At 45.8% G+C, this 22,347-nt stretch carries 20 protein-coding genes and 1 pseudogene; 15 read left to right on the forward strand and 6 right to left on the reverse strand.

Annotated features, from left to right (window positions below):
• Nucleotides 1-29: 29 nt before the first annotated feature.
• From K6T91_07785 to K6T91_07795, 3 genes are all read right to left on the reverse strand, one after another.
• A complete protein-coding gene (locus K6T91_07785; protein ID MCL6472694.1) occupies nt 30-839 on the reverse strand; it encodes a NapC/NirT family cytochrome c in 810 nt (269 codons plus the stop codon).
• 29 nt (nt 840-868) lie between these two features.
• On the reverse strand, nt 869-1,759 hold the full coding sequence (locus K6T91_07790; protein MCL6472695.1) for a NapC/NirT family cytochrome c: 891 nt from the start codon (nt 1,757-1,759) through the stop codon (nt 869-871).
• A gap of 425 nt (nt 1,760-2,184) precedes the next feature.
• Nucleotides 2,185-2,904 (reverse strand): cytochrome c biogenesis protein CcdA, encoded by a 720-nt coding sequence (locus tag K6T91_07795; GenBank protein ID MCL6472696.1) that lies wholly within the window; start codon nt 2,902-2,904, stop codon nt 2,185-2,187.
• 400 nt (nt 2,905-3,304) lie between these two features.
• Between K6T91_07795 and K6T91_07800 the strand changes: the two genes are divergently transcribed.
• From K6T91_07800 to K6T91_07830, 7 genes are all read left to right on the forward strand, one after another.
• A complete protein-coding gene (locus K6T91_07800; protein ID MCL6472697.1) occupies nt 3,305-3,724 on the forward strand; it encodes a BlaI/MecI/CopY family transcriptional regulator in 420 nt (139 codons plus the stop codon).
• Between the two features lies 1 nt (nt 3,725).
• Entirely contained in the window at nt 3,726-4,706 is a 981-nt protein-coding gene (locus K6T91_07805) for a M56 family metallopeptidase (protein MCL6472698.1), read from the forward strand.
• Between the two features lie 104 nt (nt 4,707-4,810).
• On the forward strand, nt 4,811-5,488 hold the full coding sequence (locus tag K6T91_07810) for a DUF2318 domain-containing protein (GenBank protein MCL6472699.1): 678 nt from the start codon (nt 4,811-4,813) through the stop codon (nt 5,486-5,488).
• Between the two features lie 38 nt (nt 5,489-5,526).
• The gene (locus K6T91_07815) at nt 5,527-6,042 is read left to right on the forward strand and encodes a hypothetical protein (GenBank protein MCL6472700.1); all 516 of its coding nucleotides are present in this window, start codon (nt 5,527-5,529) and stop codon (nt 6,040-6,042) included.
• Between the two features lie 62 nt (nt 6,043-6,104).
• Entirely contained in the window at nt 6,105-7,265 is a 1,161-nt protein-coding gene (locus K6T91_07820; protein MCL6472701.1) for an ABC transporter permease, read from the forward strand.
• Between the two features lie 27 nt (nt 7,266-7,292).
• A complete protein-coding gene (locus K6T91_07825) occupies nt 7,293-8,450 on the forward strand; it encodes an ABC transporter permease (protein MCL6472702.1) in 1,158 nt (385 codons plus the stop codon).
• 12 nt (nt 8,451-8,462) lie between these two features.
• A complete protein-coding gene (locus K6T91_07830; protein MCL6472703.1) occupies nt 8,463-9,197 on the forward strand; it encodes an ABC transporter ATP-binding protein in 735 nt (244 codons plus the stop codon).
• On the opposite strand, the gene K6T91_07835 is transcribed toward K6T91_07830, so the two are convergent.
• Nucleotides 9,194-9,469, reverse strand: a complete 276-nt coding sequence (locus K6T91_07835; GenBank protein MCL6472704.1) for a metal-sensitive transcriptional regulator — start codon at nt 9,467-9,469, stop codon at nt 9,194-9,196. The genes K6T91_07830 and K6T91_07835 overlap by 4 nt on opposite strands.
• Nucleotides 9,470-9,847: 378 nt before the next feature.
• Between K6T91_07835 and K6T91_07840 the strand changes: the two are divergent.
• The 4 genes and pseudogenes from K6T91_07840 to K6T91_07855 all read left to right on the forward strand — a co-directional run bounded on the left by K6T91_07840 (nt 9,848) and on the right by K6T91_07855 (nt 16,928).
• Nucleotides 9,848-12,307, forward strand: a pseudogene (locus tag K6T91_07840) (heavy metal translocating P-type ATPase).
• 150 nt (nt 12,308-12,457) lie between these two features.
• The gene (locus K6T91_07845; GenBank protein ID MCL6472705.1) at nt 12,458-13,240 is read left to right on the forward strand and encodes a metallophosphoesterase; all 783 of its coding nucleotides are present in this window, start codon (nt 12,458-12,460) and stop codon (nt 13,238-13,240) included.
• Between the two features lie 124 nt (nt 13,241-13,364).
• Nucleotides 13,365-14,333, forward strand: coding sequence for an ROK family protein (locus K6T91_07850; protein ID MCL6472706.1), 969 nt, complete (start codon nt 13,365-13,367; stop codon nt 14,331-14,333).
• Between the two features lie 156 nt (nt 14,334-14,489).
• Nucleotides 14,490-16,928: an AAA family ATPase gene (locus K6T91_07855; GenBank protein MCL6472707.1), complete on the forward strand. Its 2,439-nt coding sequence runs from the start codon at nt 14,490-14,492 to the stop codon at nt 16,926-16,928.
• 18 nt (nt 16,929-16,946) lie between these two features.
• Here K6T91_07855 and K6T91_07860 read toward each other — a convergent pair whose 3' ends face one another.
• Nucleotides 16,947-17,606 carry a BON domain-containing protein gene (locus K6T91_07860; protein ID MCL6472708.1) on the reverse strand — a complete coding sequence of 220 codons (660 nt, stop codon included), beginning with the start codon at nt 17,604-17,606 and terminating at the stop codon, nt 16,947-16,949.
• 252 nt (nt 17,607-17,858) lie between these two features.
• Here K6T91_07860 and K6T91_07865 point away from each other — a divergent pair, with 252 nt between their 5' ends.
• From K6T91_07865 to rsmI, 4 genes are all read left to right on the forward strand, one after another.
• On the forward strand, nt 17,859-18,950 hold the full coding sequence (locus K6T91_07865) for a DUF362 domain-containing protein (protein ID MCL6472709.1): 1,092 nt from the start codon (nt 17,859-17,861) through the stop codon (nt 18,948-18,950).
• A gap of 76 nt (nt 18,951-19,026) precedes the next feature.
• Nucleotides 19,027-19,941, forward strand: a complete 915-nt coding sequence (locus K6T91_07870) for a hypothetical protein (GenBank protein MCL6472710.1) — start codon at nt 19,027-19,029, stop codon at nt 19,939-19,941.
• A 152-nt stretch (nt 19,942-20,093) separates the two neighbouring features.
• Entirely contained in the window at nt 20,094-21,152 is a 1,059-nt protein-coding gene (locus K6T91_07875) for a hypothetical protein (protein MCL6472711.1), read from the forward strand.
• Complete coding sequence (rsmI, locus tag K6T91_07880) at nt 21,065-21,925, forward strand: 16S rRNA (cytidine(1402)-2'-O)-methyltransferase (GenBank protein ID MCL6472712.1); 861 nt, start codon at nt 21,065-21,067, stop codon at nt 21,923-21,925. The genes K6T91_07875 and rsmI overlap by 88 nt, the downstream gene beginning before the upstream one ends.
• Before the next feature lie 88 nt (nt 21,926-22,013).
• Here rsmI and K6T91_07885 read toward each other — a convergent pair whose 3' ends face one another.
• Complete coding sequence (locus K6T91_07885; protein ID MCL6472713.1) at nt 22,014-22,265, reverse strand: AbrB/MazE/SpoVT family DNA-binding domain-containing protein; 252 nt, start codon at nt 22,263-22,265, stop codon at nt 22,014-22,016.
• Nucleotides 22,266-22,347: the final 82 nt, after the last annotated feature.

The raw sequence follows: 22,347 nt of genomic DNA on the forward strand, positions 1-22,347 counted from the left end.
TATTTATCCAGCAGGGATGGGTCTTTAAACTAGGGCTGTACGCCGTGGCACCTCATACAGAACTCGTTCTTGTGGCAGGCGTTGCATCCTGCACGGTCTGTCTTGGCACGGTCACCGTGCTTGCTTCTCCAAAGCGTTAGGTGAGACTGCGGTTTTTGCTTATGGCATTGCATACACCAGTCCGGCCTCCAGTTATGGCACTTACCGCAGTTTACGATCTTTGACATTTGCCCGTGCACCTGGAACCAGTTGGCTTGCTTATGGCTTTCCGGAACCGCTTTTTTGGTATGGCAAACACCACATTTATTTGGAGCCTTCTTGCCATCGTGGCAAGTCAAGCACGTTTCCATCTTTGGCTTTCTCTGATCGGCTTCACCGTGCGCTACTCTGGAATGGCAGGTTGGGCAGGTGAGCCCTTTCTTAATATGAAGCTCGTGTGGAACCCTAAGGTCGCCTGAGAAGGAATACATCCTGTTAAGTGAGTGACACTGCAGGCACGCCTCATTGATTGGCTCCATATCCTTTGCGATAATCTTCGGCGGGTTTGGCTTGTTATACACAGTAAAGTGCAGGTAGAGCTCTTTCATCGCCTCGATCTTGTGAATCATCTGCGCTGTCAAGCTTGGGTGTACGTGGCACTGGATGCAATTTACCTCTTCATGGACAGAGGATTGCCAGGTCTTATACATCGGCTTCATCTCATGGCAGTTAGAGCAGAAGCCTGGCGTTGATGTAAAGACCAACCCCGCGTAACTGACAACCACGAGGGCGATTACAGCTATTACCGCTATGTTTACTACTCTTGTGTGGTTTTGATAGAATTCCTTTATTTTATCCAACAAGCTGCTCACCGCTTCTTATATCCTTCCTACTTTTTCTCAGAGAAAGTTCCTTCGTCATGACACCTGAAGCAGAATGTCTCTTTATTATGGCATACAAGGCAACCGTTATAATTAACACGGGCTCTTATGCTATGGTATGTACGCCACTCAGTGCCGCCATAATGGGTGGACGGGCGTTTGCTCTGATGGCACTGGCTGCAGAAGAATGGGGTCCAACCATGGCATCTCTTGCAGTTACTGTCCTCATGTGATGGGTCTTTAGCCACAAGGCTGTGTATCTCAAACCACTTTGCATCTTTGTGACTTTCTGGAATTGCCTTTTCAGTATGGCAATTCTTACATGTTAAAACAGGCGCATTAAATGTCTCACTAACGTTTTTGTTACCGCCGCCGTGGCAGCTTAAGCAAAGCTCCATGGCCGGCCTTCTGATAAATTTGCCCTCAAGGTTGGCTCCATGAACTACGGCAAAGTGACATTTCACGCAAGGGATTCCTTTGTCAAGGTGTTTCTGGTGTGGGATAATTAAATCACCAGAGGGAGAAACATCACGCCAGCTAACATGACAGTTCTGGCAGACCTCGGTCTTGATATGCGTCTTGGCTTTAATTGGCTCGGTGTAATTACCGCTAACATGAGCCACTACACTTTCAATCTTGTGCGGTATTCCCAGGATAAAGCCCTTTATGCCCGGAGCTGGATTGTGGCAGTTTGGGCAGCCAATCTTTTCATGGGATGAACCCTGCCAAGATTTGATGGCTTCACCCATCTCATGGCAGGTCGCACAGGTTTGATATCGGGCGGCTATGGAGTTACCCAAGAAAAGACCGGCGATGATTAGAACAACCAGTGCTCCAAGTTGATACAACAGCAGTCTTTTCTTTTTAGGGTCCATGTCTTTTAAGTTTGGTAATTGCATTAAGTAACCGTCCTGAATGTTAAATACTGATTTAAGGTATTCTTAAGGTCTTTATACCTTTATAAGTCATCGGCTAATCATTTGCCAACTTTAGCATTCATTAACTTTTTTTAAAGCGAACGATCTTTAATGGATATTTAAGTGCACATAAAGGTATTGCTAAGTGTATGCTAATAGGTATCTTCGTATACCAGGATGGCTTTGCAGGATGAATCTTTAAACTAAACCGTATTAACCGATTATCCAAACCGGATTTTGCAGATTTTAAAATAATCTGCAAATGGTTCGATTACAAAGTTACAAAGCCATGAATATTATAATTGGCATGCTAGGGTAGTTGTCAAGCAAATTTTACCAATATGGGGTAATTTAGCGGTATTTTAAGTATTTTTTATTTAGTTTAGTAAAATTTACCTTTGTTTACTTTAACTTCCGACTCCCTGGATATAGTTGTTAATTATATTTAAATATCCGGTAAGGATAAGGATGCCCATTATAAGCAAAAGTATGCCGCTTATAATGTTTATTGTTCTAAAGTTTTTCTTAATCCACTGGAAGGCCCCAAGAGCAGTATTGAAAAACAATGCTGTTGCTATGAATGGAATTCCAAGCCCCAGCGCATAAACGCTGAGAAGCAGTGTACCTTGGTTTACGGTGCTGGTAGTTGCCGCCATCGAAAGAATTGTACCTAAATAAGGCCCGACACAGGGCGTCCAGGCAAACCCAAAGGCAGCACCCAGCGGGAGGGCTCCCCAAATGCCAATTTTAAGGTTGCCCATGTTTAGCCGCTTTGTCTCGTAGAGTTTCGGTATTTTTATTAGCTCCATCGAAAACAGCGCAAAGATTATAATGACGATACCCGCGATTTTCATGAAAATCGCGCGGTAGGAAATAAGCCAGGAACCGAGGAAACCAGCGGATGCTCCAAGCGCTACAAAAATAATTGTAAACCCGAGGACAAAAAGAAGCGTTGCGGCAATGACTCTTACTCTGTTCTGGGTGGATGTTCTACCCAGGTCATTGACCGAGATGCCCGATATAAAGGAGAGGTAGCCGGGAATGAGCGGCAGCACGCATGGTGAGGCAAAGGATGCAATCCCAACGAAAAATGCCATATATATACTAATGTCTGGACTACCGTTCATATATACCCCCTACCGGTATATGTGCTCTTGATTCATTCTATCACAAGATTACTTTATTAAAAGATGTTTTTCTGAAAAACTTGAAATTAACGACAATTTTCAAGCTTTTCCATTTGGCGCTTTTAGCCATTTTAAAGCGGCCATCCCAAGGAGGAAGCAGAAAATTCATATACTGACTTGCCCTGCACTACCGCTTGCACTACTTTTCGATTTTTAATTTACATTTTTTAAACGTTTTGACGGTTAGTTTCTGGATATCCTTGCCAGATTGCTAGATAAAGTGATATACTACATAGCATAGTAATTAGTTGCTATCCGGAAAAGATAGCGCAGGCGGATTTTAATATGTATTCCTGCTTTAGGCTTTCGAACTCCGGATTCAGTTCACTAGGGGTAAACTGTGAGAAGGTTCAAGGTAAGTAGCTTCAGACCAAGCGAATCGGGGATTAGAAAGGTGCTTGGAGACCTTGAAGCCGACATAATGGAACTTATGTGGCAGAAAGGTGTATCTAGCGTGCGCGAGATATACGAATTGCTTGCAAGAAATCGCGAGATCGCCTACACGACAGTTATGACAGTAATGAGCCGCCTGGCTGATAAGGGTATTCTTAATAAAGAGCGCGATGGCAAGCACTACCTGTATAGACCCGCAACAAGTAAGGAAGAGTTCAGCCGGACGATGTTTTCCTCCGTCCTAAGAGGGCTTAAATCTGATTTGGGTGCGCAGGCACTTGCCTTCTTTGTTGATAATTTTACCGAAGACGAAGATACGTTAAACGAGCTTGAGAGACTGATACAAGAAAAAAGGAAACGCTCTTAAGATGACTAAAACTGCGTCAAGAAACACAAAAATAAGTTTAATAAGCCTGGGTGCACTTGGTATATTTGCACTTCTGGCGGTTGCTTACAACATGGATAAGTGGTTTGCCGGAGGAATAGCGGTAAAAAAGATTACTCAGGCTTGCGATATTGTGGGTAGCGGCTGCACCGGAGCAATATCCTCGATTTTCGACGTTGTTGGCAATCCGCAGCAGCTTTTCTTAAGTGCTGCTCTTGCAACACTTGCCTTTGCTTTGCTAAAAGCAGCTGCGGTCATTATTTCCGCACGGCGAGCAGCTGCAGGTTTCAAAAACTCTGACTTTGTATCCCCGCGTGTTCAAGCAGCTCTTAAAGACCTGGGGTTTGAAGATATACGAGTAAGGATAGCTAATAATCCAAATCCTATTGCTTTTACCTATGGTGTGCTTAAGCCGACAATCTGTTTGTCAAGTGGACTGATTGATAGCTTAGGCGATGCGGAGTTGTCATCGCTCATAGCCCATGAGGTGGGACATGTCAAACGACGTGACAATTTGGCAATACTCTTAGCTATCTTCATCCGGGATTTTCTGTGGTTGCTTCCAATTAGCCACTACCTGTTCCGGGTCTTTGTTTATGAGAAGGAGTACGCGGCGGACGATTTCGCAGTAAAGGTCACTGGAAAACCGGTTGAGTTGGCAAGTGCAATAGTAAGTGTGGCCAAAGCTGCTCATAGCAGGCGATACCTTTTGCCTGCTTATGCGACTTTTTTCTCTGATAAAGCCACAGCCAAGCACAGGGTGCAGAGGCTTCTAGAATTTGGCGACCAGGTAAGGCCGTCCTTTTATAAGTTGGCAGTAAGTGCCCTGCTTAGCTTGGTCATAGTAGCCGGTATGCTTGGTATAGCTTACGCCCAGCCATCTGGTGAGGCTGGAAGTTATAGTCAGTGCAGAATGGATAGTGCTTGCGTAGAGCAGAATTATAGCTGTTGCAATTTAAAGTAAAAATTTTTAAATTAAACTACTATTGGCTGTAGTAGCACAGCGGCACCTATTAGTGTCACTGTATGGGAGATTAAAAAGATAAACCAAAGAAGGTGGGTAAAAGGATGGATAAAAAGGACCAATTCAAAAACGACCGATCCAGGAATAAAAGAGAGCAGTTTGTAGGCTCAAGGGGAAGCTCCAAATCCATGTATATAGCAGTAGCAGCTGCTGTTCTTTTGGTTATAGTAGCTGGTTTTCTTTATGCTGGGTCAAAGAATAAGGCTGCTACTGGGCAGGTAGATCCCAGGGAAGCTAAATATATAGGCCGGTACTTAACCCAAGGCTTTGCGCCGGCCAAGCTAACCGAGCCAATCAAGTATGATAAAACAATTGAGCCGCTTGATATCAAGCCAGAGGTCAAAGATGGCAAGGTTCTAATCAACGTTGGCGATGTTATAAGCAGCAGGATGGTCTACTTCGAGTATACAAGACCTTCCGATAATCAAGTCATACCCATGCTGGCTTACATAAAGCCGTCGGGTAGGCTTTTTACCGGGGTAAGCCTGTGCCCGCCCTGCCAGGCAAAGAAACAGCACTTTGAATCCGATAATCTGCTTACGTGCAATTCATGCGGCACAAAGAGGGATCCGGAAACCCAGGCAGGCATCTCGGGTGCCTGCAAGCTCTATCCGCTTGATGAGATGCCGCATAAGCTGGTTGGGGACAAAATTGAGATCGCGGAAGCCGACCTTGCAAAGTGGACACCGCAGCCGCTCGACCGGCCTGTCGGTTCAGAATAAAGTAAGTCAGGCATTTTTTAGCGTTAAGGAGGAAGTCAATGGAGAAAAGTAAGACTAATGGACCTACCACTGGGGCCACGGAGGTGGAGAGCATGGAAAGCTCGGCCAAAACCGCCTCCAGCAAGAAACAGCAAATCATTAAGTATGCAGCGGTATGGGTTGCACTCGTTGCCGCCTTTTTCATCGTTAACATGGTCATAAAATCTGTGGTGGCCACGGGAAATGTCCAGAACCAGGGTGGCTATTACACAAGCAGTATCCCGGCATCAAACAACTATGCAGTTCAGGCAGATCTGGCTCCAGGGGCTGGATTTGGCAGTTGCGGAGCCGGAGGGGCTTGCTGTGGTACAAGCTCACAGGCCACCGGCGAAAAGACCAATTTTAAACAGCTTGAGAAGGTTGCAATCGACTGGTATACAAAAACCTATGGCGACTCAAACGTAACGGCAGAAGTCAAGGACTTTGGCTGCCACCAGCAGGTAAATATCCTAAAGGATGGCAAGGTTATAAAAGAACTTGAATACCGAAACGGACAACTAAGGCCGATTAATTAATAGAAGCTGTCAGCTATCAGCCATCAGCATGAGATGTAAAAGCTGTCAGCTAGGAGCTATAAATGAAATTGCGCCATATAACCTGGAAGAACATAAAAGAGCACCCGTCGAAGGTCGCCCTTTTGATCGTCTCGTTGGCAATTGGGGTGGCAACAGTCGTAATCCTGTTTAGTATATCAAGAGCGATGTTTATCGATTTGCAGGACAAAATCGACGAGTACGGCGCCAATATGGTGGTCGTGCCAAACTCCAAAACCCTGCCGCTTACCTATGCTGGGGTTACAGTTGGTGGCCTGCAATACGAGTCGGCGACGCTTACTGAAGCGGATGTGGCTAAAATCCGCACAATTGAGAACCGGGCCAATATAAACGTGGTTGCACCAAAGCTTTTAGGTATCGTTTCCATCAAAGGACACAAGAGCGTTATTGCCGGTGTACATTTTGCCGATGAGTTGAAGATTAAAAAGTGGTGGAATATAAAATCCGGCATCCGCCCGGGTGGTAACCGTGAGCTACTGTTGGGAGGAAAGGCTGCTCAGGTATTAGGTTTAGGTGTTGGAGATAGTGTAGACATCCAGGGTGAGAGTTTTAAGGTAGCCGGAGTACTCTCTCGGGTTGGAACGCAGGAGGACGAGCTTATCTATCTTGATCTCAAACAGGCTCAGACAATTTTAAATAGACCCGGTGAGGTAAGCCTGGTTGAGGTTTCCGCCTGGTGTAAGAATTGCCCGATAGCAGACATCGTAGAGCAAATCAGTGCTAAATTGCCCAATGCTAATGTATCTGCGGTAAGACAGGCCGCAGAAGCTAGGGATTTGGTTATTAACCATTTCATTCTCTTTTCGGCAATTCTATCAGCTACGATGGTCGCAGTTGCTATATTAATAGTTTTTACGAACGTATTAAGCTCGGTCAGAGAAAGGCGCCGGGAAATCGGGATATTCAGAGCGGTTGGTTATCGCAAATCCCATATCCTTAAGGTTGTTTTGCTAGAGACCGGCGTTGCAGGTATATTGGCGGGATTGGTTGGCTACCTCGCTGGATTTTTCGGTGCCAGTGCAATCGCACCGCTGGCGGTCGGAATCGATGTTGGAATTAAATTCGACCCTGTACTTGCAGGTGCCTCAGTCGGTGGAGCGGTTCTCATCGCGCTTCTGGCAAGCCTGTACCCGGCAATACTTGCCTCACGTCTTAACCCGGCCGAGGCCATAAATGCGCTGTGATTTTCAATCCTCCGAAGGAGGTAAAGGATGAACATACAAACCATAGCAATCAAAAATATAATAAGGCGCAAGGGAAAGATGGCCCTTACCGTGATTGGGCTGGCGGTCGGTGTAGCCACGCTGGTTGCAATTGTTACGGCTATGCTTGGGTTCCAGAGAAGTATCGATAAAAAGTTCGATGCCTTTGGATTTAACATCATCATCTATCCTTCATTCTCAAACCTGTCCCTATCCTACGGCGGCATGAACATATCCGGCGTTGATACATACAGCGTAAAGTCACTTAGTTTAGAAGATGTCGAGCGGATCAAAAAAATACCCAGCGCAGACAAAATCGCTGCCGTATCGCCTAAGCTTTTAGAAGTCGCCGAAGTTAAAGGTAAAAGAGCACTTCTTGTCGGGACAGATTTTAACCAGGAACTGTCGGTCAAGAGGTGGTGGCACTTAAACGGAGAAAAGCCGGGAAGTGATGATGAAGTCATCATCGGGGCTGATGCTGCCAGAGAGCTTAAGCTCTCTGTAGGGGATAGGTTTGAATATGGTGGCAGGGTATTTAAGGTCTCTTCGATACTGGATAGCACAGGAAGCCAGGATGACAGTCTTATCTTTGCCGATTTAAACCAGGTCCAGTCAATCGCTAATAAGGCTGGCAGTTTGAGCCTAATCGAGGTCTCTGCAAGGGGCGGCGGGGATATTGATACGGTTGTAGAGGACCTTGAGAGAGCGATTCCAGAGGCGTCGGTATCTTCTATAAAGCAGGCAGTCCAGTATAAAGAAAAAGCAGTTGGTTCGCTGGCTAATTTTGGTTTGGCAGTGAGTGCGGTAATCATCATGATCAGCGGTTTGATAGTTTTTACTACCATGGCCTCTTCGGTAAGTGACCGCAAACGTGAGATCGGTATATTTAGAGCGATAGGGTACCGGCAATCTACCGTCGCCAGAATTATATTTACGGAAGCCTTTATTTTAAGTCTTATTGGAGGCGTTACCGGATACATTGCCGGATTTACCCCGATTTATATACTGCCGGTTGTCCTGAAAAAGATCGACCTTTCCGTCAACCTTAATCTGTTTGTTTTGGCCATGGCTGTTGGTCTTGCAGTCTTTATAGGCATAGTGGCTAGCTTGATACCGGCAAGAAGGGCTGCAAATATGGATCCGGCCGATGCGCTTAAAAGTTTATAAGGAGGAGAGTAAATGCCTTTGGTTTTGGCAGAGAGTTTAAGCAAATATTATGGGGGCGGTGGGGGCACGAGGGTTTGTGCACTGGATGGCGTCAGCTTTGCTATAGAGGAGGGCGAGTACGTTGCGGTTATGGGTCCGTCGGGCAGCGGAAAGAGCACGCTGCTTGCGATACTTGGGGCGATGAGCCCACCAAGCAGCGGAGCCTTAACCATAGATGAGATAGAAGTCTACGGTCTTCCGCAGGAGAAGAGGGCAGACTTTAGGCGTGAGTATCTGGGATTTGTCTTCCAGCAGCTTCAGCTTATCCCGTATCTTTCTGCGCTTGAGAACGTTATGCTTCCCCTGGTTATCACAAATCATAAAGACAAAGATAAGAAAGAGCTTGCACTAAACACGCTTGCAAAGGTTGGACTTGCAAATAAGGTAAATCGTCTTCCGTCAGAGCTATCCGGTGGCGAGCAGAGCAGGGTTGCGATCGCCCGTGCGGTAGTAAACAACCCTCCAATACTTCTTGCCGACGAACCGGTGGGGAGTCTTGACACCAAAACAGGGAACGAAGTCCTTGAGCTTTTTAAGAAACTCCATGAAGAGGGCCAGACGATAATTATGGTCACACATAATCCAGAGTCAATCCGCGATGCCGGCCGCCTTATTACGCTAAGGGACGGACGCATAGTGGAAGATATAAAGGCAAACGATATTGACGGTATGCGGCTAACCGAGTGTGCGATCTTTACCGATGTCTAAGCTTTTACAAAACGCTCGATTACATCGATAAGCTCCTGGATGGTAGCATCCTCGCCTCCATTTACAAGGGCGTTTCTAATACAGCCCTTAATATGATCATCGAGGATAATGAAACCGACTCTTTGTGTGGCACCTAATACGGAAGAGATTTGCACCAGGATATCGACGCAATACTTGTCATCCTTAACCATTCGCTGGATGCCGCGAAGCTGCCCTTCAATGCGTTTTAGCCGTGATAAGATTTTTTCTTTATCGGCCGAGTACGACGCCATAAAATCCCCCTGTATACGTATACCCCTATTATTATGAAATACAGCGATTGTGTCAATATTCACACGCGTATCATATCATTAGCTTGTAATTTCAACATTATTGGCGTGTGGTATAATTATATTGATAGGGGGTAGGGGTATATCACAGCTACATTGGGGGTTCGCCGCTCAGGGTGCTATCAGAAAAGAATGCTTATCAATTGAAAAGAGTATAGCTTTACTCAAGAATAAAAACAGCCGAATAGAAAATCGGTTGGATTATTATTGGCAAAGCTTGAAAAGTGATGGAAAATTTAAAAAAGTATTTTTAGTCCGGTTGTTTCCCCAAACACCGAGTCTTAAAACCTGCAGGACAATAGTGCGTGAAGGAGTAGTAGTATAACGGTGACAAAAAAATATATTTTACCGATTACAGGGATGACCTGAGCATCATGCGTACGTCGTGTGGAAACGGCACTCGGTCGACTTGAAGGCATAAAAAGTGTAAATGTAAGCCTCGCGAACCAAAAGGCGGTTATCGAAGCCGATGGCCCTAATGTCAATGTTGCTGATTTGATCAGGGCTGTTGAGGATTCTGGGTATCACGTGCCGGTTGATGAGATAACTATTTCAATCGGCGGCATGACTTGCGCCTCTTGCGTAAGAAGAGTAGAGCAGGCTTTGTTAAAGATAGACGGTGTTATCGAGGCCAACGTAAACCTTGCAACCGAGAAGGGTACCGTAAGGTATATTGCCGAGATGGCGGGCCCGCGCGATTTAAAGCAGGCGGTAAAGGATGCAGGCTACGAGGTCAAGGAAGAGAATCAAGCAGGTGCCCCAAATAAGGAAGAAATTAAAGACCCGAAGCAGATCGAGATTGCGGGTCTTAGAAAACGGCTTGTAGTGGCCGCAGCACTGACCGCTGTAATCATGGTCGGAAGTATGCACGAGCTTATCCCGGCGCTTGAGCTTATCCCAATGCAGGTCCGGTTTATTGCATTACTTGTCCTTACAACCCCAGTTCAATTCTGGGCAGGTTGGCGGTTCTATCGCGGGGCGTATTTGACCGCAAAACATGGCAGCACCGATATGAATACGCTTGTCGCTGTGGGTACATCGGTTGCATATCTATACAGTGTTGCAGTTACTTTCTTTCCAAAGTTTTTTGCTGCACAGGGATTGCAGCATGGAGTCTACTACGACACAGCGGCAACTATTATCACCTTAATTCTGTTTGGGAGATATCTTGAGGCTAAGGCCAAGGGTCGAGCCTCAGATGCCATAAAGAAACTTTTAGGCTTGCAGGCTAAGACAGGTCGCGTTGTGCGAGACGGGCATGAGATTGATATCCCGATTGAGGATATTCAGGTGGGCGACATTGTTATTGTTCGCCCGGGTGAGAAGGTGCCGGTTGATGGCACGCTTATCGAGGGCCATTCATCTGTTGACGAGTCGATGATTACCGGCGAGAGCATCCCGCTTGAGAAGCGCGAAGGCGATACAGTCATCGGCGCCACGATTAATAAGAATGGCACTTTTAAGTTTAGGGCAACAAAAGTCGGCTCGGAGACAGCTCTAGCTCAGATTATACGCCTTGTTGAGGAAGCGCAAGGTTCAAAGGCCCCCATACAGAGGCTTGCCGATGTTGTTGCGAGTTATTTTGTCCCAACGGTTATTGCAATCGCACTCATTACTTTTGCTGTCTGGTACCTGTTTGGTCCTAAGCCAGCCTTTACGACAGCTTTACTCAACTTTATTGCAGTTCTTATTATAGCCTGCCCGTGCTCGCTTGGTCTGGCGACTCCGACTGCGATCATGGTTGGGACCGGCCAGGGGGCACAAAATGGTATCTTGATTAAAGATGCGCAAGCGTTGGAAAACGCACATAAGATAGACACCATTGTCTTAGATAAGACGGGCACGCTTACTCAAGGCAAACCCGTGGTGACCGACATCCTGGCAAGAAATGGTTTTTCCGAGTCAGACATCCTGCGTTTTGCGGCATCTGCCGAACGGGCTTCCGAGCACCCGTTAGGTGAGGCAATTGTTGCAAAAGCAAAAGAAGCAGGGGTTGTGCTTGTAAGCCCTGATGATTTCGAGTCTTTTACTGGGCGTGGAATCAGTGCCAAAATCGACGGGCGCCGGGTAATGCTTGGAAATCTTCGTCTTATGCAAGAGCACAACGTTTCACTGGATGGATTATCCGACCAGGCAATAAAACTGTCTGAGGAAGGCAAAACGCCGATGTTTATCTCGGTCGACTCACAGGTTGCCGGCATTGTTGCAGTAGCTGATGTGCTAAAGCCAAATTCAGCCTCTGCAGTTAAGAGATTGCAAGAATTGGGACTTGAGGTCATTATGTTAACTGGCGACAATAAGCGAACAGCCATAGCAATAGCCAGTCAAACTGGCGTAAATCGAGTTTTGGCTGAAGTGCTTCCGGCCGATAAGGCTATTGAAGTGAAGCGGCTTCGGGAAGAAGGTAAAACTGTAGCTATGGTTGGCGACGGAATAAATGACGCGCCAGCTCTTGCTCAGGCTGATATCGGTATCGCTATTGGTACAGGAACCGACGTTGCTATCGAAGCATCTGATATCACGCTAGTGGGTGGCGATTTACAGGGTCTGGTGACTGCAATCGCGCTATCGCGAAAGACTTTAAAGACGATATACCAGAATCTCTTCTGGGCGTTTTTCTACAACGTCATACTTATTCCAGTTGCCGCCGGCGTGCTCTATCCAATTTGGGGCATCCGGCTTGACCCGATGTATGCCGCAGCGGCGATGGCGTTTAGCTCGGTATCGGTTGTCTCGAACTCGCTGAGGCTTAGACGCTTTAAGGCGCCGCAAGTACAGTAATTTTCGGTTATCAATTTATGATTTCCGGTTGAATAAATATTTAAGGACGGAGTTTGTTTCCGTCCTTTTTATTGTCTATCGGTTGCAGGTGTGCATAAACCCACCTCTAATAGGAAAAATAAAACCTATCTAAGTCAACCGGAGGATTGTATGGCGATAGATCTATATAAGATCGCGCAGATGTCTGACATTCATTGCGGAGACCCGCGTTTTAGCGACGAGCTTCTGTCGAATGCGATTCAGGAGATAAATTCTTTGGAGCCTCATGTCGTTGTAGTCTGTGGCGATCTGACAGCTGCCGGTTACTTAGATCAATTCGAGCAAGCCAAAGAATATCTGGATATGATTGAGTGCCCGCTAAAGATTATCTTGCCAGGCAACCATGACAGCCGCAATCTTGGCTACCTTTATTTTGAGGGTATCTTTGGTTCGCGCTACAGCACTCTAGATTTGCAGTTTGGGATGCACACAAGAGAAAACTTTGAGGAGCGCATAAAATTTGTCGCAGTCGATTCCACCAAGCCGGATCTAAACGACGGCGAGATTGGACGTGAACATTACGATTGGCTGAGAGAAGAATTCAGCGCGCCGCATGCTTTTAAAGTCTTTGTGCTTCACCACCATCTGGTGAGCGTCCCGGGAACCGGTAGGGAGAGAAATATTGTGTTTGATGCAGGGGATGTGCTCGCGCTTCTTCGCGGTTCCGGAGTAAATCTTGTTCTGTGCGGTCACAAGCACGTTCCATACACCTGGAGTATTTCAAACACTCTTATAATAAACAGTGGGACTGTTGCAACTCTGCGCACCCGTGGCTATACTCCGCCGTCATATAATCTTGTAGAAATCAGGCCAGAAGAGATTACCGTGATTACTAAGACTCCTGGCGTAGATTTTGCCGAGGAGTTTTCTTTCGCACGCAAGCCAATCTTTTAAGTTGCAAGAGTTCCAAGGTGTCAAAATATAAGTGTTGGGTAAATCAAGCTATGGTGCTAAAAAAAATGACCGATAAATATTATTACCTGAGCTTGGTTTTAGAACTCTGGTTTCGAGGTGGAAAATGAAGGCAAGGCAAATAGCGATTGCTTTAGATGTTGGTGGAACTAAGTTATCGGGCGCCATCGTGGATGCCGAGGGCCATATTCTGTCTATGCTCAAAACAGATACCCCGGACGGAACAGCCGACAATGTAATTGCCGCCATAAACAATCAAATAGAAAGGTTAATAGAGCTATCTGCAGAGGCAGGAGAGGTAGCAGGAATCGGTCTTGCAGTTGCAGGCACCATTGACTGGAAACATGGAATAGTGGTGCAATCCCCAAATCTACCCTTTAGCGAACTACACTTAAAAGATATCATCGAAGCACGGTTTGGGCTTACAGCTTTTATGGATAACGATGGAAACCTTGCAGCTTGGGGCGAGAAATATTATGGGGTAGCAAAGGATGCGCAGGACTTTGTTGGCCTGACTATCGGTACTGGCATCGGCGGCGGTATAGTTATTGGCGGCTGCCTGTATAGAGGTGCAACTGGGAGTGCAGCCGAGATTGGCCATATGGTTATTGAGGCAACGGGTCCCAGGTGTACTTGTGGCTCTTACGGGTGTTTTGAAGAGATGGCCTCTGGAAGAGCTCTGGTTAGGTTAGCCAAAGAGAAAATAGAACAAAACAAACAAAGCATCATTTTGGAGTCAGCAAAAGGCAAAGTTGAAAATATAACTGGGCCTATGATCACCGAGGCGGCGCAAAAGCAAGATAAAGTTGCGCTAGAGGTTTTTTGCGAAGCCGGTTTTTGGCTGGGTATCGGTTTAAATAATATAATCAACATATTCAATCCGGAGCTGGTTGTTATTGGTGGAGGCGCGGCTGAGGCGGGCGAACTTCTTCTTGCTCCTGCAAGAGATGTTGTTGCCGAACGGACGCTTCATCCAAATCAAGATGTTGCCAGGATAGTGCTATCCAAATTAGGGAACCGAGCCGGTATGCTTGGTGCGGCAGCACTAGTATTCAATGGGCTCTCACTGCATTAGAGTTCTTGCCTGATTATCTTCCCTTCTCCTGTTCAAGCTGTATTTGATTTGTTCATTGACCGATTTACTTGTTCAGCTTACAGATGGTTCTCCTGTTTTTAATTTGTCAAAAGGGGGTACATCTCAAATGAATTAATTTGCTTAAGGAGGACGCAAATGGGCGAACTGGTAAATTTAAGGAAAAGCACCAATAACTTCGCCGAGGTTGCAATCGAGGATTTGCGCCGTGAATGCGACCAGTCGATATTTCAGTTTAAGTCAACAGAAGAGGTTGAGCCGCTTAAAGGTACTATTGGGCAGGAGAGGGCCGTGCAGGCAATTGAATTCGGCCTTGGGATAAAAACCAAAGGATTTAATATCTATGCGGCAGGACCCTCAGGAACGGGGAAGACTTCGACGGTTAAGGCTTATATCCAGATGAAGGCCGAAAAGGAACCTGTTCCGAACGACTGGTGTTATGTAAATAACTTCTATGACCCGGATAAGCCTCTTGCAATATCGCTTCCACCGGGGCGCGGCAGGGTCTTTGCAAAAGATATGGACGAGCTTATTGCGCACACGCGCGAGGAAATACCAGGTGCATTTGAGAGCAAGGAGTATGAAGAGAGGAAAGCTCGGATTACTAACGAGTTTGAGCAGGCTCGCGAGAAGGGTTTTGCGGAGATCGAGAAGAAGGCCGATGAGCGTGGATTTGCGGTTGAGATTACGACTGCAGGCATAATAACTATTCCTTTAATAAAGGGAAGGCCGCTACGCAGAGAAGAGTTCAATCTTCTCCCCGAAGAACAAAAGGCGCAGATACAAGCTGCGGGCGAGGAGTTGCAATCGGAGATAAACGAAGTTCTCACCCGGATTAGAAAGCTTGAAAAGGAGTTGAAGGAGAAGCTGCAGCAGCTGGATAGAGAGGTAGCCCTGTTTGCTATTGGGCACCTTTTGCAAGATTTACGGGATAAATACAGTGATATTCCGAAGGTATTGGATTACCTTAATCAGGTTGAAAAAGATATCATTGAAAATCTAGAAGACTTTAGGGTAACTGAGAAGCCGGCATCTCCAATACCCGGGCTGGAGGCGCTGCAGAGACCGGTGACTTTCGACCGCTATAAAGTTAACGTGATCGTTAACAATAGCGAATTAAAAGGGGCACCGGTTGTAATTGAACTTAATCCTTCTTACTATAACCTGATCGGTAAGACAGAGTATAGGGCCCAGTTTGGTGCGATGAGTACTGACTTTACTATGATAAAGGCTGGGGCTCTTCACCGGGCAAACGGCGGATATCTTATCATCCATGCGCTTGATATACTAACCAGTCCACTGGCATGGGATGCGTTAAAGAGAGCGATTCGAAGCGAAGAGATTAGAATCGAGTTAATGGGCGAGCAGTACAGAGTGATACCTGCGACAGCCATCAGGCCAGAGCCGATACCGCTTAACGTCAAAATCGTTTTAATCGGTAATCCTTACATCTACATGCTTCTTTATAATCTGGATGAAGATTTTCGGGAGCTCTTTAAGGTTAAGGCTGATTTTAACACGGAGATGGATAGGGATGATGAGCACGTCCAGAGGTATGCAAGCTTTGTTAGCGAGCAGGTTAGGGAATCTAACCTTAAACACTTCGACCCATCTGGTGTGGCGAGAATTGTTGAGTATGGCTCCTGGTTAGCTGGGGACCAGAAGAAGCTTTCGACCAGATTTATGGATATTGGAGACATGGTAAGTGAGGCCAGTTACTGGGCAAGTACCGATGCGTCTGATCTGGTATCGGCAAAGCATGTCGACCAGGCGGAAGAACATAAGAAGTATCGTTCAAATATGATTGAGGCTAAGATCCAGGAAATGATCAATCGGGGTATGATTTTGCTTCAAACTGAGGGTGCGGTTGTTGGGCAGATAAACGCTTTATCGATCGTAAGTCTCGGCGATTATTATTTCGGACAGCCGTCAAGAATAACCGCTAAAATTCATCTTGGCCGAAAAGGCGTAATCAACATCGAGCGCGAAATCAAGCTCAGCGGACCAACACATAGCAAGGGTGTCCTTATACTTGCTAATTATCTTGCTGGGATGTATGCACAGGATAAGCCGCTATCTGTTTCGGCAAGCATTACATTTGAGCAAAATTATTCAGGAGTTGAAGGCGATAGCGCCTCGAGTACAGAGCTTTATGTTCTTCTCTCAGCGCTATCTGGGGTTCCGATTAAACAGAGCTTTGCAGTAACCGGCTCCGTCAACCAACGCGGTGAAATACAGCCGATTGGTGGAGTAAACCGTAAGATAGAGGGGTTCTTTGATGTATGTAAAGCAAGAGGTCTAACCGGAGATCAGGGAGTCCTGATTCCCCACCAAAATGTCACAAACCTAATGCTGAAGCAAGAAGTAATAGATGCTGTAAGGCAGGGTATGTTCCATATATACCCCGTAAAGACAGTTGATGAGGGTATTGAAATACTTACTGGAGTCGAAGCTGGAGTCCGCCGTGAGGACGGCACCTTCCCGGAAGGCACTATACACTATTTGGTCGACCAGAGGCTAAAGGAGATGGCCGATTTACTAAGGGAGTATGAATTTCCTGAAGAAGAGGCCGCATAAAGGAGCCTGCAGACTCCTTTATGCGGTAGCTTTTACCGTTAGCTCGTTGATAACATCGCGGACTCCTGGGGTCCACCAGGCGACATCGGATGCGATCCACTTTTGCGTAAAATCACTGACTGTTCCTCTTATATAAACGACCGCATCAGTTACCTCTATGTCGATGTTTTTAATGTCGATTCTGGTATCCCTTGCAAGGCTTGCAATGACATCCTCCTGTATGTCCTGGTCCATACGCTCAACAGCCGGCGTAACAACAATATTATTGATAACATCGGTCACGCCGGGCGTTAGCCAGGCATCGCTTTCGGCAGCGTTCTTTTCCGCCATAGTCGCAACTGAGCCACTCAGCACAACAATGCCGTTTGCAACTCGCACTATTATGTTTGTCTCATCAACCAGAACATCCCTTCGCATTGCGGCGTATATGTCGTCTTCGATTTCCTGGTCTGACCTAACAAAAACCGGTTTTACAACTAGTTCATTTACCACATCGACGACCCCTTTGATCCGGCTTGCAATCTGAGATGCATCGAGCTTTTGCGTGTAGGTATCAACAGTGCCGGTTAATGTTACTACTCCGTTTACGACGCTTACATCTATATTGGCTGAGTTGACCCTGACATCCCAGGTGAGTGCATCCTGAACATCTGACAATATCTCCTGGTCGCTAGCCATCGGTACTCCTTTCTTTTTAGAGAAAATTTATCTCTCTTTTTACTACCCACGCTAAGAGAAAAATCACGATGGTTGGGTAAGGTCAGGATATCTTGATGTGCCAAAATAGCAATGTTATTTCTTGGCTTTGGCACTTTGGAACCTTGGTACTTTGGCATAGCACTTCTGGAATTTGCTATAATCTAGGCTTGAGCCACAAATTAATTGCTCGCCAATCATGAGCGTACAATTGACAACCCAGAGGTGTTTTTCATGTCGAAAGTATATTTCAGCGATTTTCATGGAAAAAAAAGTTGGCTTGATAAGACAGGCAAACTTTTCGATAGAGCTGGCTTTAAATCACTGATTGAGCCAGGAGACTTAGTTGCGATAAAGGTCCACTTTGGAGAGCCCGGCAACACGGCTTTCCTTTCGCCGATTTTTGTGAGGCGTATTGTAGACAAAGTAAAACAGGCAGGGGGAAAACCGTTTTTAACGGACGCAAATACTCTTTATGTTGGCTCACGCTCCAATGCTGTCGACCATTTGATAGCCGCAGTCGAAAACGGGTTTGGCTACGCTACCGTAGGTGCTCCGCTTATCATAGCTGATGGTTTAAACGGCAAGGACTATATCACCGTCGATATCGACGGCAAGCACATAAAAGAGGCGAAGATCGGAAGTACTGCCTACCATGCAGATGCAATGATAGTCCTTACCCATTTTAAGGGCCATGAGCTCACGGGCTTTGGCGGTGCGCTAAAGAACATTGGGATGGGGTTGGGCAGCCGCAGTGCAAAGCAGGTTATGCATTCGGATGTGCTTCCGCAGATTGATCAGGATATTTGTACTAATTGCGCAAAGTGCGTCCGGTGGTGTCCAGAAAAGGCAATAACCGTAACCAAAGCCGGTTCCTCTATTGATCACTCAAGATGTATCGGGTGCGGTGAGTGCACAGTGACTTGCACGTTTCAAGCCATAGCTGTTAATTGGAAGACCGACCCCGCCGTGACGCAAGAAAAAATAGTCGAATATGCGTGGGCCGTCATTAAAGACAAACCGGGAAAAGTTGGATTCTTTAACTTTGTTTTAAATGTAAGCCCGGATTGTGATTGCTGGGGCTGGAACGAAGCCCCGATTGTTCCCGATCTAGGCATCCTGGCATCGATAGATCCTATTGCAATTGACCAGGCAAGCGTTGATTTAGTAAACAAAGCCCAGCCTCTGCATCGAGGCAGGCTTGGGAATGTGCCCGACAAAGACAAGTTTATGGCACTCTCCGGAGTGGATTGGCGCACACAACTATCATATGGCGAAGAAATAGGACTTGGCAGTCGTAACTATGAATTAGTAGTAGTTAAATAAAATAGTAATACTTAAATCTAATTGCAGTATTGCAAGATTGTCCTATTGTATTATCAAGCATATAAAGGGGATTACAGTGCCGTACGGCAAATTATTAAAGAATTCCTTAAAAACAGTCTGGAGCAACAAAGTCATCTGGTTGTTTGGTATGCTGCTGGTCTTTTTCAGCGGCTCGGGATTTAATTTTGCCAACTATAATATAATACCTCTGGGAGGGCCGGAAGAGCCTGCGGCTATGTCGCCTAACGAATTGGCTGCACAGGTTGCATATTTTATCGATCGATATCACCTTATACCTTATATAATCGCCGGTATAGCTCTTCTGGTTGTATACTTAATCGCCGGCATTTTTTTAAGGCCCCTGTTTAATGGTACTCTCATTGGTCTGGTTAGTAATGCCTATCAAGGAAGGAGTGCCGGATTTAAAGATGGTTTAACTACCGGTAGGCAAAACATGTATAAGATCCTTGGGCAGTCTATACTCGTGAGCTTGCCTCTCTCAATCGTGGCTTTAGTTGTCATATTAATTATTGCTTTACTGGTTGTGTTGCCGTTAGTGCAGGGGTCGGACCCACCAGGTGAAAGGGTGGCTTTATCGGTGGTTATTTTTTTGATCTCGCTACCAGTGTTGCTTGTCATCGGAGTTTTAGTCGACTTCATCGGCACCCTTGCGGCAAGGTTTATTGTAATTGAAGGCAAGGGGATTGTCGACTCCATTAAAACGGCCGCATTGACTTTTAGGCAGAACCTAGGGCAGGTCTTCCTGGCGGGGTTAATTGCTTTCGGGGTAGGTATAGCAGCTGATCTATTAATCGCCGTTTTGTTTCTTGCAGCAGGCATACCTCTGGTTTTAATTGGCACGCATAACCTGGTCCTGGCTCTTGTTATGGCAGTTCCCTTGATGTTTGGCATGCTGGCGCTAATTGGCTTTGTTAAGGCGTTTATAAGTGCATACTGGACGTACTTTTTTATAACCCTGCGGAGCAAATAGATGGCTTAAAAGCCGTAAATTGCACGAAAAATCTTAAAAATTGCGGCACGGTTCTCCGTGCCGTATTAACTTTCCTAAAAAGCACCCGATACTTTTAATGAGCAAAAGTTTTAAAGGAAAGCTAACCTTTAATCCTGGAGGGGCCGATTATCTTGAGGTATACTGAGCTTTTAGGTAAATCGCTTCAGACGGTATGGGATTTTAAAGTAATCTGGCTTTTTGGAATCCTTCTTGTTGTTTCTAGTGGCCCGGCTAGCATTATGCTTAACCTTCCGTACGCCGTTGATAAGCAGCTCTGGGGTGTAGCTTTGTACACCGAGCGATTCCTCTCCATGATTTCAGGAAGCGGGCAGCGGAATTTACAGTATATGGTTGTTGTGGCAATGGCCGTCATCTCTTATGTGTTGGTAAGTGTTGTTTTTTATTTTCTGTTCTCCGGCTCTATAATTGCCCATATTAAAGCAATTAGCGGGAACAACAAACCCAGGGCGAGAACCAGCCTTTATACAGGTCTGCACAAAACTTTGCCGATGATTACCCAATCCCTTACCATCGGCGTTCCTTATTTTGTTATAGTATGTGTTATATCTACAACCAGTATCATTATGCTTACGCTGAAGTTTTTAACCATGTCTCCGCTTACACAGAGAGGGTTAATATTAGCGATTGTATTTACACTTTTAGCGGGCATTATACTTATTGTGGGTGGGATAACTGCTGTCATCACAAACAGTTTTGCCCATCGCTTTATAATACTTGACGACGTTGGCGCCATAGCTTCCATTAAAAAGGCTACTATAATGTTCAGAAGGAACCTCAAATTTGTTTTACCGGCATGTCTTTTACTGGTCGCCGCAGGAATTTTGATTTTGATAGCTTATTTTGTAATAATCGCTGTGTTAAGCATTTTAGTGATGCGCATCACCGCTGTGAATTTAACCGCGGCTTTGCTAGTTGCCCTGGCGGCTTCATTGGCTCTCTTTGCGTTCGCTGGATTTATTAAAGCGTTCTTTAATGTGTTTTGGACATATTTATTTTTAACTCTTAAGAACAAAGAAGAGCACGGAGAAGCACTGGAGGCAAAATCAGGAAAAGATGCCTACCAAGTAGATGAGGGGTTGGCGTGTCTAAAAATAGAGGCAGACTCTACGTCTGCGCAACACCAATTGGAAATCTTGAAGACATTACCCTTCGAGCCCTGCGGGTGCTAAAGGAAGTAGACCTTATAGCTGCAGAGGATACCCGCGTGACAATAAAACTTCTCTCGCATTATGGGATATCTACTCCAATGACGAGTTATCATGAGCATAACGAGGTGACCAGAGGCAGAGAACTGGTTGGGGAGTTGAAGGCTGGTAAAAAAATTGCTCTGGTCTCAGATGCCGGAATGCCGGGAATATCCGACCCTGGCCACCGTTTAATTAAAGCGTGCATAGAAGAGGGGATACCCGTTGAGCCGGTTCCCGGCCCTTCAGCTTTAATCACAGCGATAGTTATATCTGGACTACCGACCGATAGCTTTATCTTTCAGGGATTCTTACCAAAGAAAAAAGGAGAGCGCATAGCACTTTTAAATGAGCTCTTAAATAGCGGGCGCACGGTTGTACTATTTGAGTCCCCAAAGAGACTCAAACGGACGCTTGAAGAAGCTTCAGGAATCGATCCATCAGTTGATGCGGTGGTTGCACGGGAGTTGACAAAAAAATTTGAAGAAGTAATCAGGGGGACAGTTTCAGAATTACTGGACAAATTAAGAGACACCGAAATTAAGGGCGAGATTGTCTTGCTCTTTGGCCCCACGAAAAAGATGGCACAAGCACTTAAGCCGGATGATCTTAGAGAAGCCGTTGTTGATTTAATCAAAAAAGGCACCCGAAAAAAACAGGCTATCTCTGAGGTTGCCAAAAAATACGGCATTAGCAAACACCTGGTTTACGAAGCCGTCATTGACATCCACGAAAAAGATATCAAAGGGCATTCATAAGCTTGATCTAACCGGCGATCTAGAAACCAACCGTATAAACCGTATAAATTAAAAAACTTAAGTAACAACTTAAGTTTTTTAATCTTGTCTAAACTCTTCTGTCGCCTAGCAATTCTTTTTTGCAATCCTGACAGACGTTTTTACCCTTGAAACTCTCGATTTGAGTTCCGCTTCCGCAGAACACACAGACCGACTGGTATTTTGAGAGAACGATGGAGTCTCCATCCACAAAAATTTCCAGAGGGTCTTTAATTTCAATGCCAAAAGTACGTCTAAGTTCCATGGGTATTACAATTCTTCCTAATTCGTCTACTCGTCTCACTATACCAGTGGATTTCATGGGGTACCTCCTGCTGCTTTCCTTGACAAGTGGTTGTTTCAATTATATGGTTGTGGAAAAATTGTGTCAACGAGGACTATAC

Source organism: Bacillota bacterium (assembly GCA_023511485.1).
Lineage (GTDB): Bacteria > Actinomycetota > Aquicultoria > Aquicultorales > Aquicultoraceae > CADDYS01.

Bases quoted from the DNA above. Each gene is read 5' to 3' on its own strand.
- K6T91_07790 (MCL6472695.1), bottom strand. From the start codon at position 1,759: ATGCAATTACCAAACTTAAAAGACATGGACCCTAAAAAGAAAAGACTG.
- K6T91_07795 (MCL6472696.1), bottom strand. From the start codon at position 2,904: ATGAACGGTAGTCCAGACATTAGTATATATATGGCATTTTTCGTTGGG.
- K6T91_07805 (MCL6472698.1), top strand. From the start codon at position 3,726: ATGACTAAAACTGCGTCAAGAAACACAAAAATAAGTTTAATAAGCCTG.
- K6T91_07810 (MCL6472699.1), top strand. From the start codon at position 4,811: ATGGATAAAAAGGACCAATTCAAAAACGACCGATCCAGGAATAAAAGA.
- K6T91_07815 (MCL6472700.1), top strand. From the start codon at position 5,527: ATGGAGAAAAGTAAGACTAATGGACCTACCACTGGGGCCACGGAGGTG.
- K6T91_07820 (MCL6472701.1), top strand. From the start codon at position 6,105: ATGAAATTGCGCCATATAACCTGGAAGAACATAAAAGAGCACCCGTCG.
- K6T91_07825 (MCL6472702.1), top strand. From the start codon at position 7,293: ATGAACATACAAACCATAGCAATCAAAAATATAATAAGGCGCAAGGGA.
- K6T91_07830 (MCL6472703.1), top strand. From the start codon at position 8,463: ATGCCTTTGGTTTTGGCAGAGAGTTTAAGCAAATATTATGGGGGCGGT.
- K6T91_07835 (MCL6472704.1), bottom strand. From the start codon at position 9,469: ATGGCGTCGTACTCGGCCGATAAAGAAAAAATCTTATCACGGCTAAAA.
- K6T91_07845 (MCL6472705.1), top strand. From the start codon at position 12,458: ATGGCGATAGATCTATATAAGATCGCGCAGATGTCTGACATTCATTGC.
- K6T91_07850 (MCL6472706.1), top strand. From the start codon at position 13,365: ATGAAGGCAAGGCAAATAGCGATTGCTTTAGATGTTGGTGGAACTAAG.
- K6T91_07855 (MCL6472707.1), top strand. From the start codon at position 14,490: ATGGGCGAACTGGTAAATTTAAGGAAAAGCACCAATAACTTCGCCGAG.
- K6T91_07860 (MCL6472708.1), bottom strand. From the start codon at position 17,606: ATGGCTAGCGACCAGGAGATATTGTCAGATGTTCAGGATGCACTCACC.
- K6T91_07865 (MCL6472709.1), top strand. From the start codon at position 17,859: ATGTCGAAAGTATATTTCAGCGATTTTCATGGAAAAAAAAGTTGGCTT.
- K6T91_07885 (MCL6472713.1), bottom strand. From the start codon at position 22,265: ATGAAATCCACTGGTATAGTGAGACGAGTAGACGAATTAGGAAGAATT.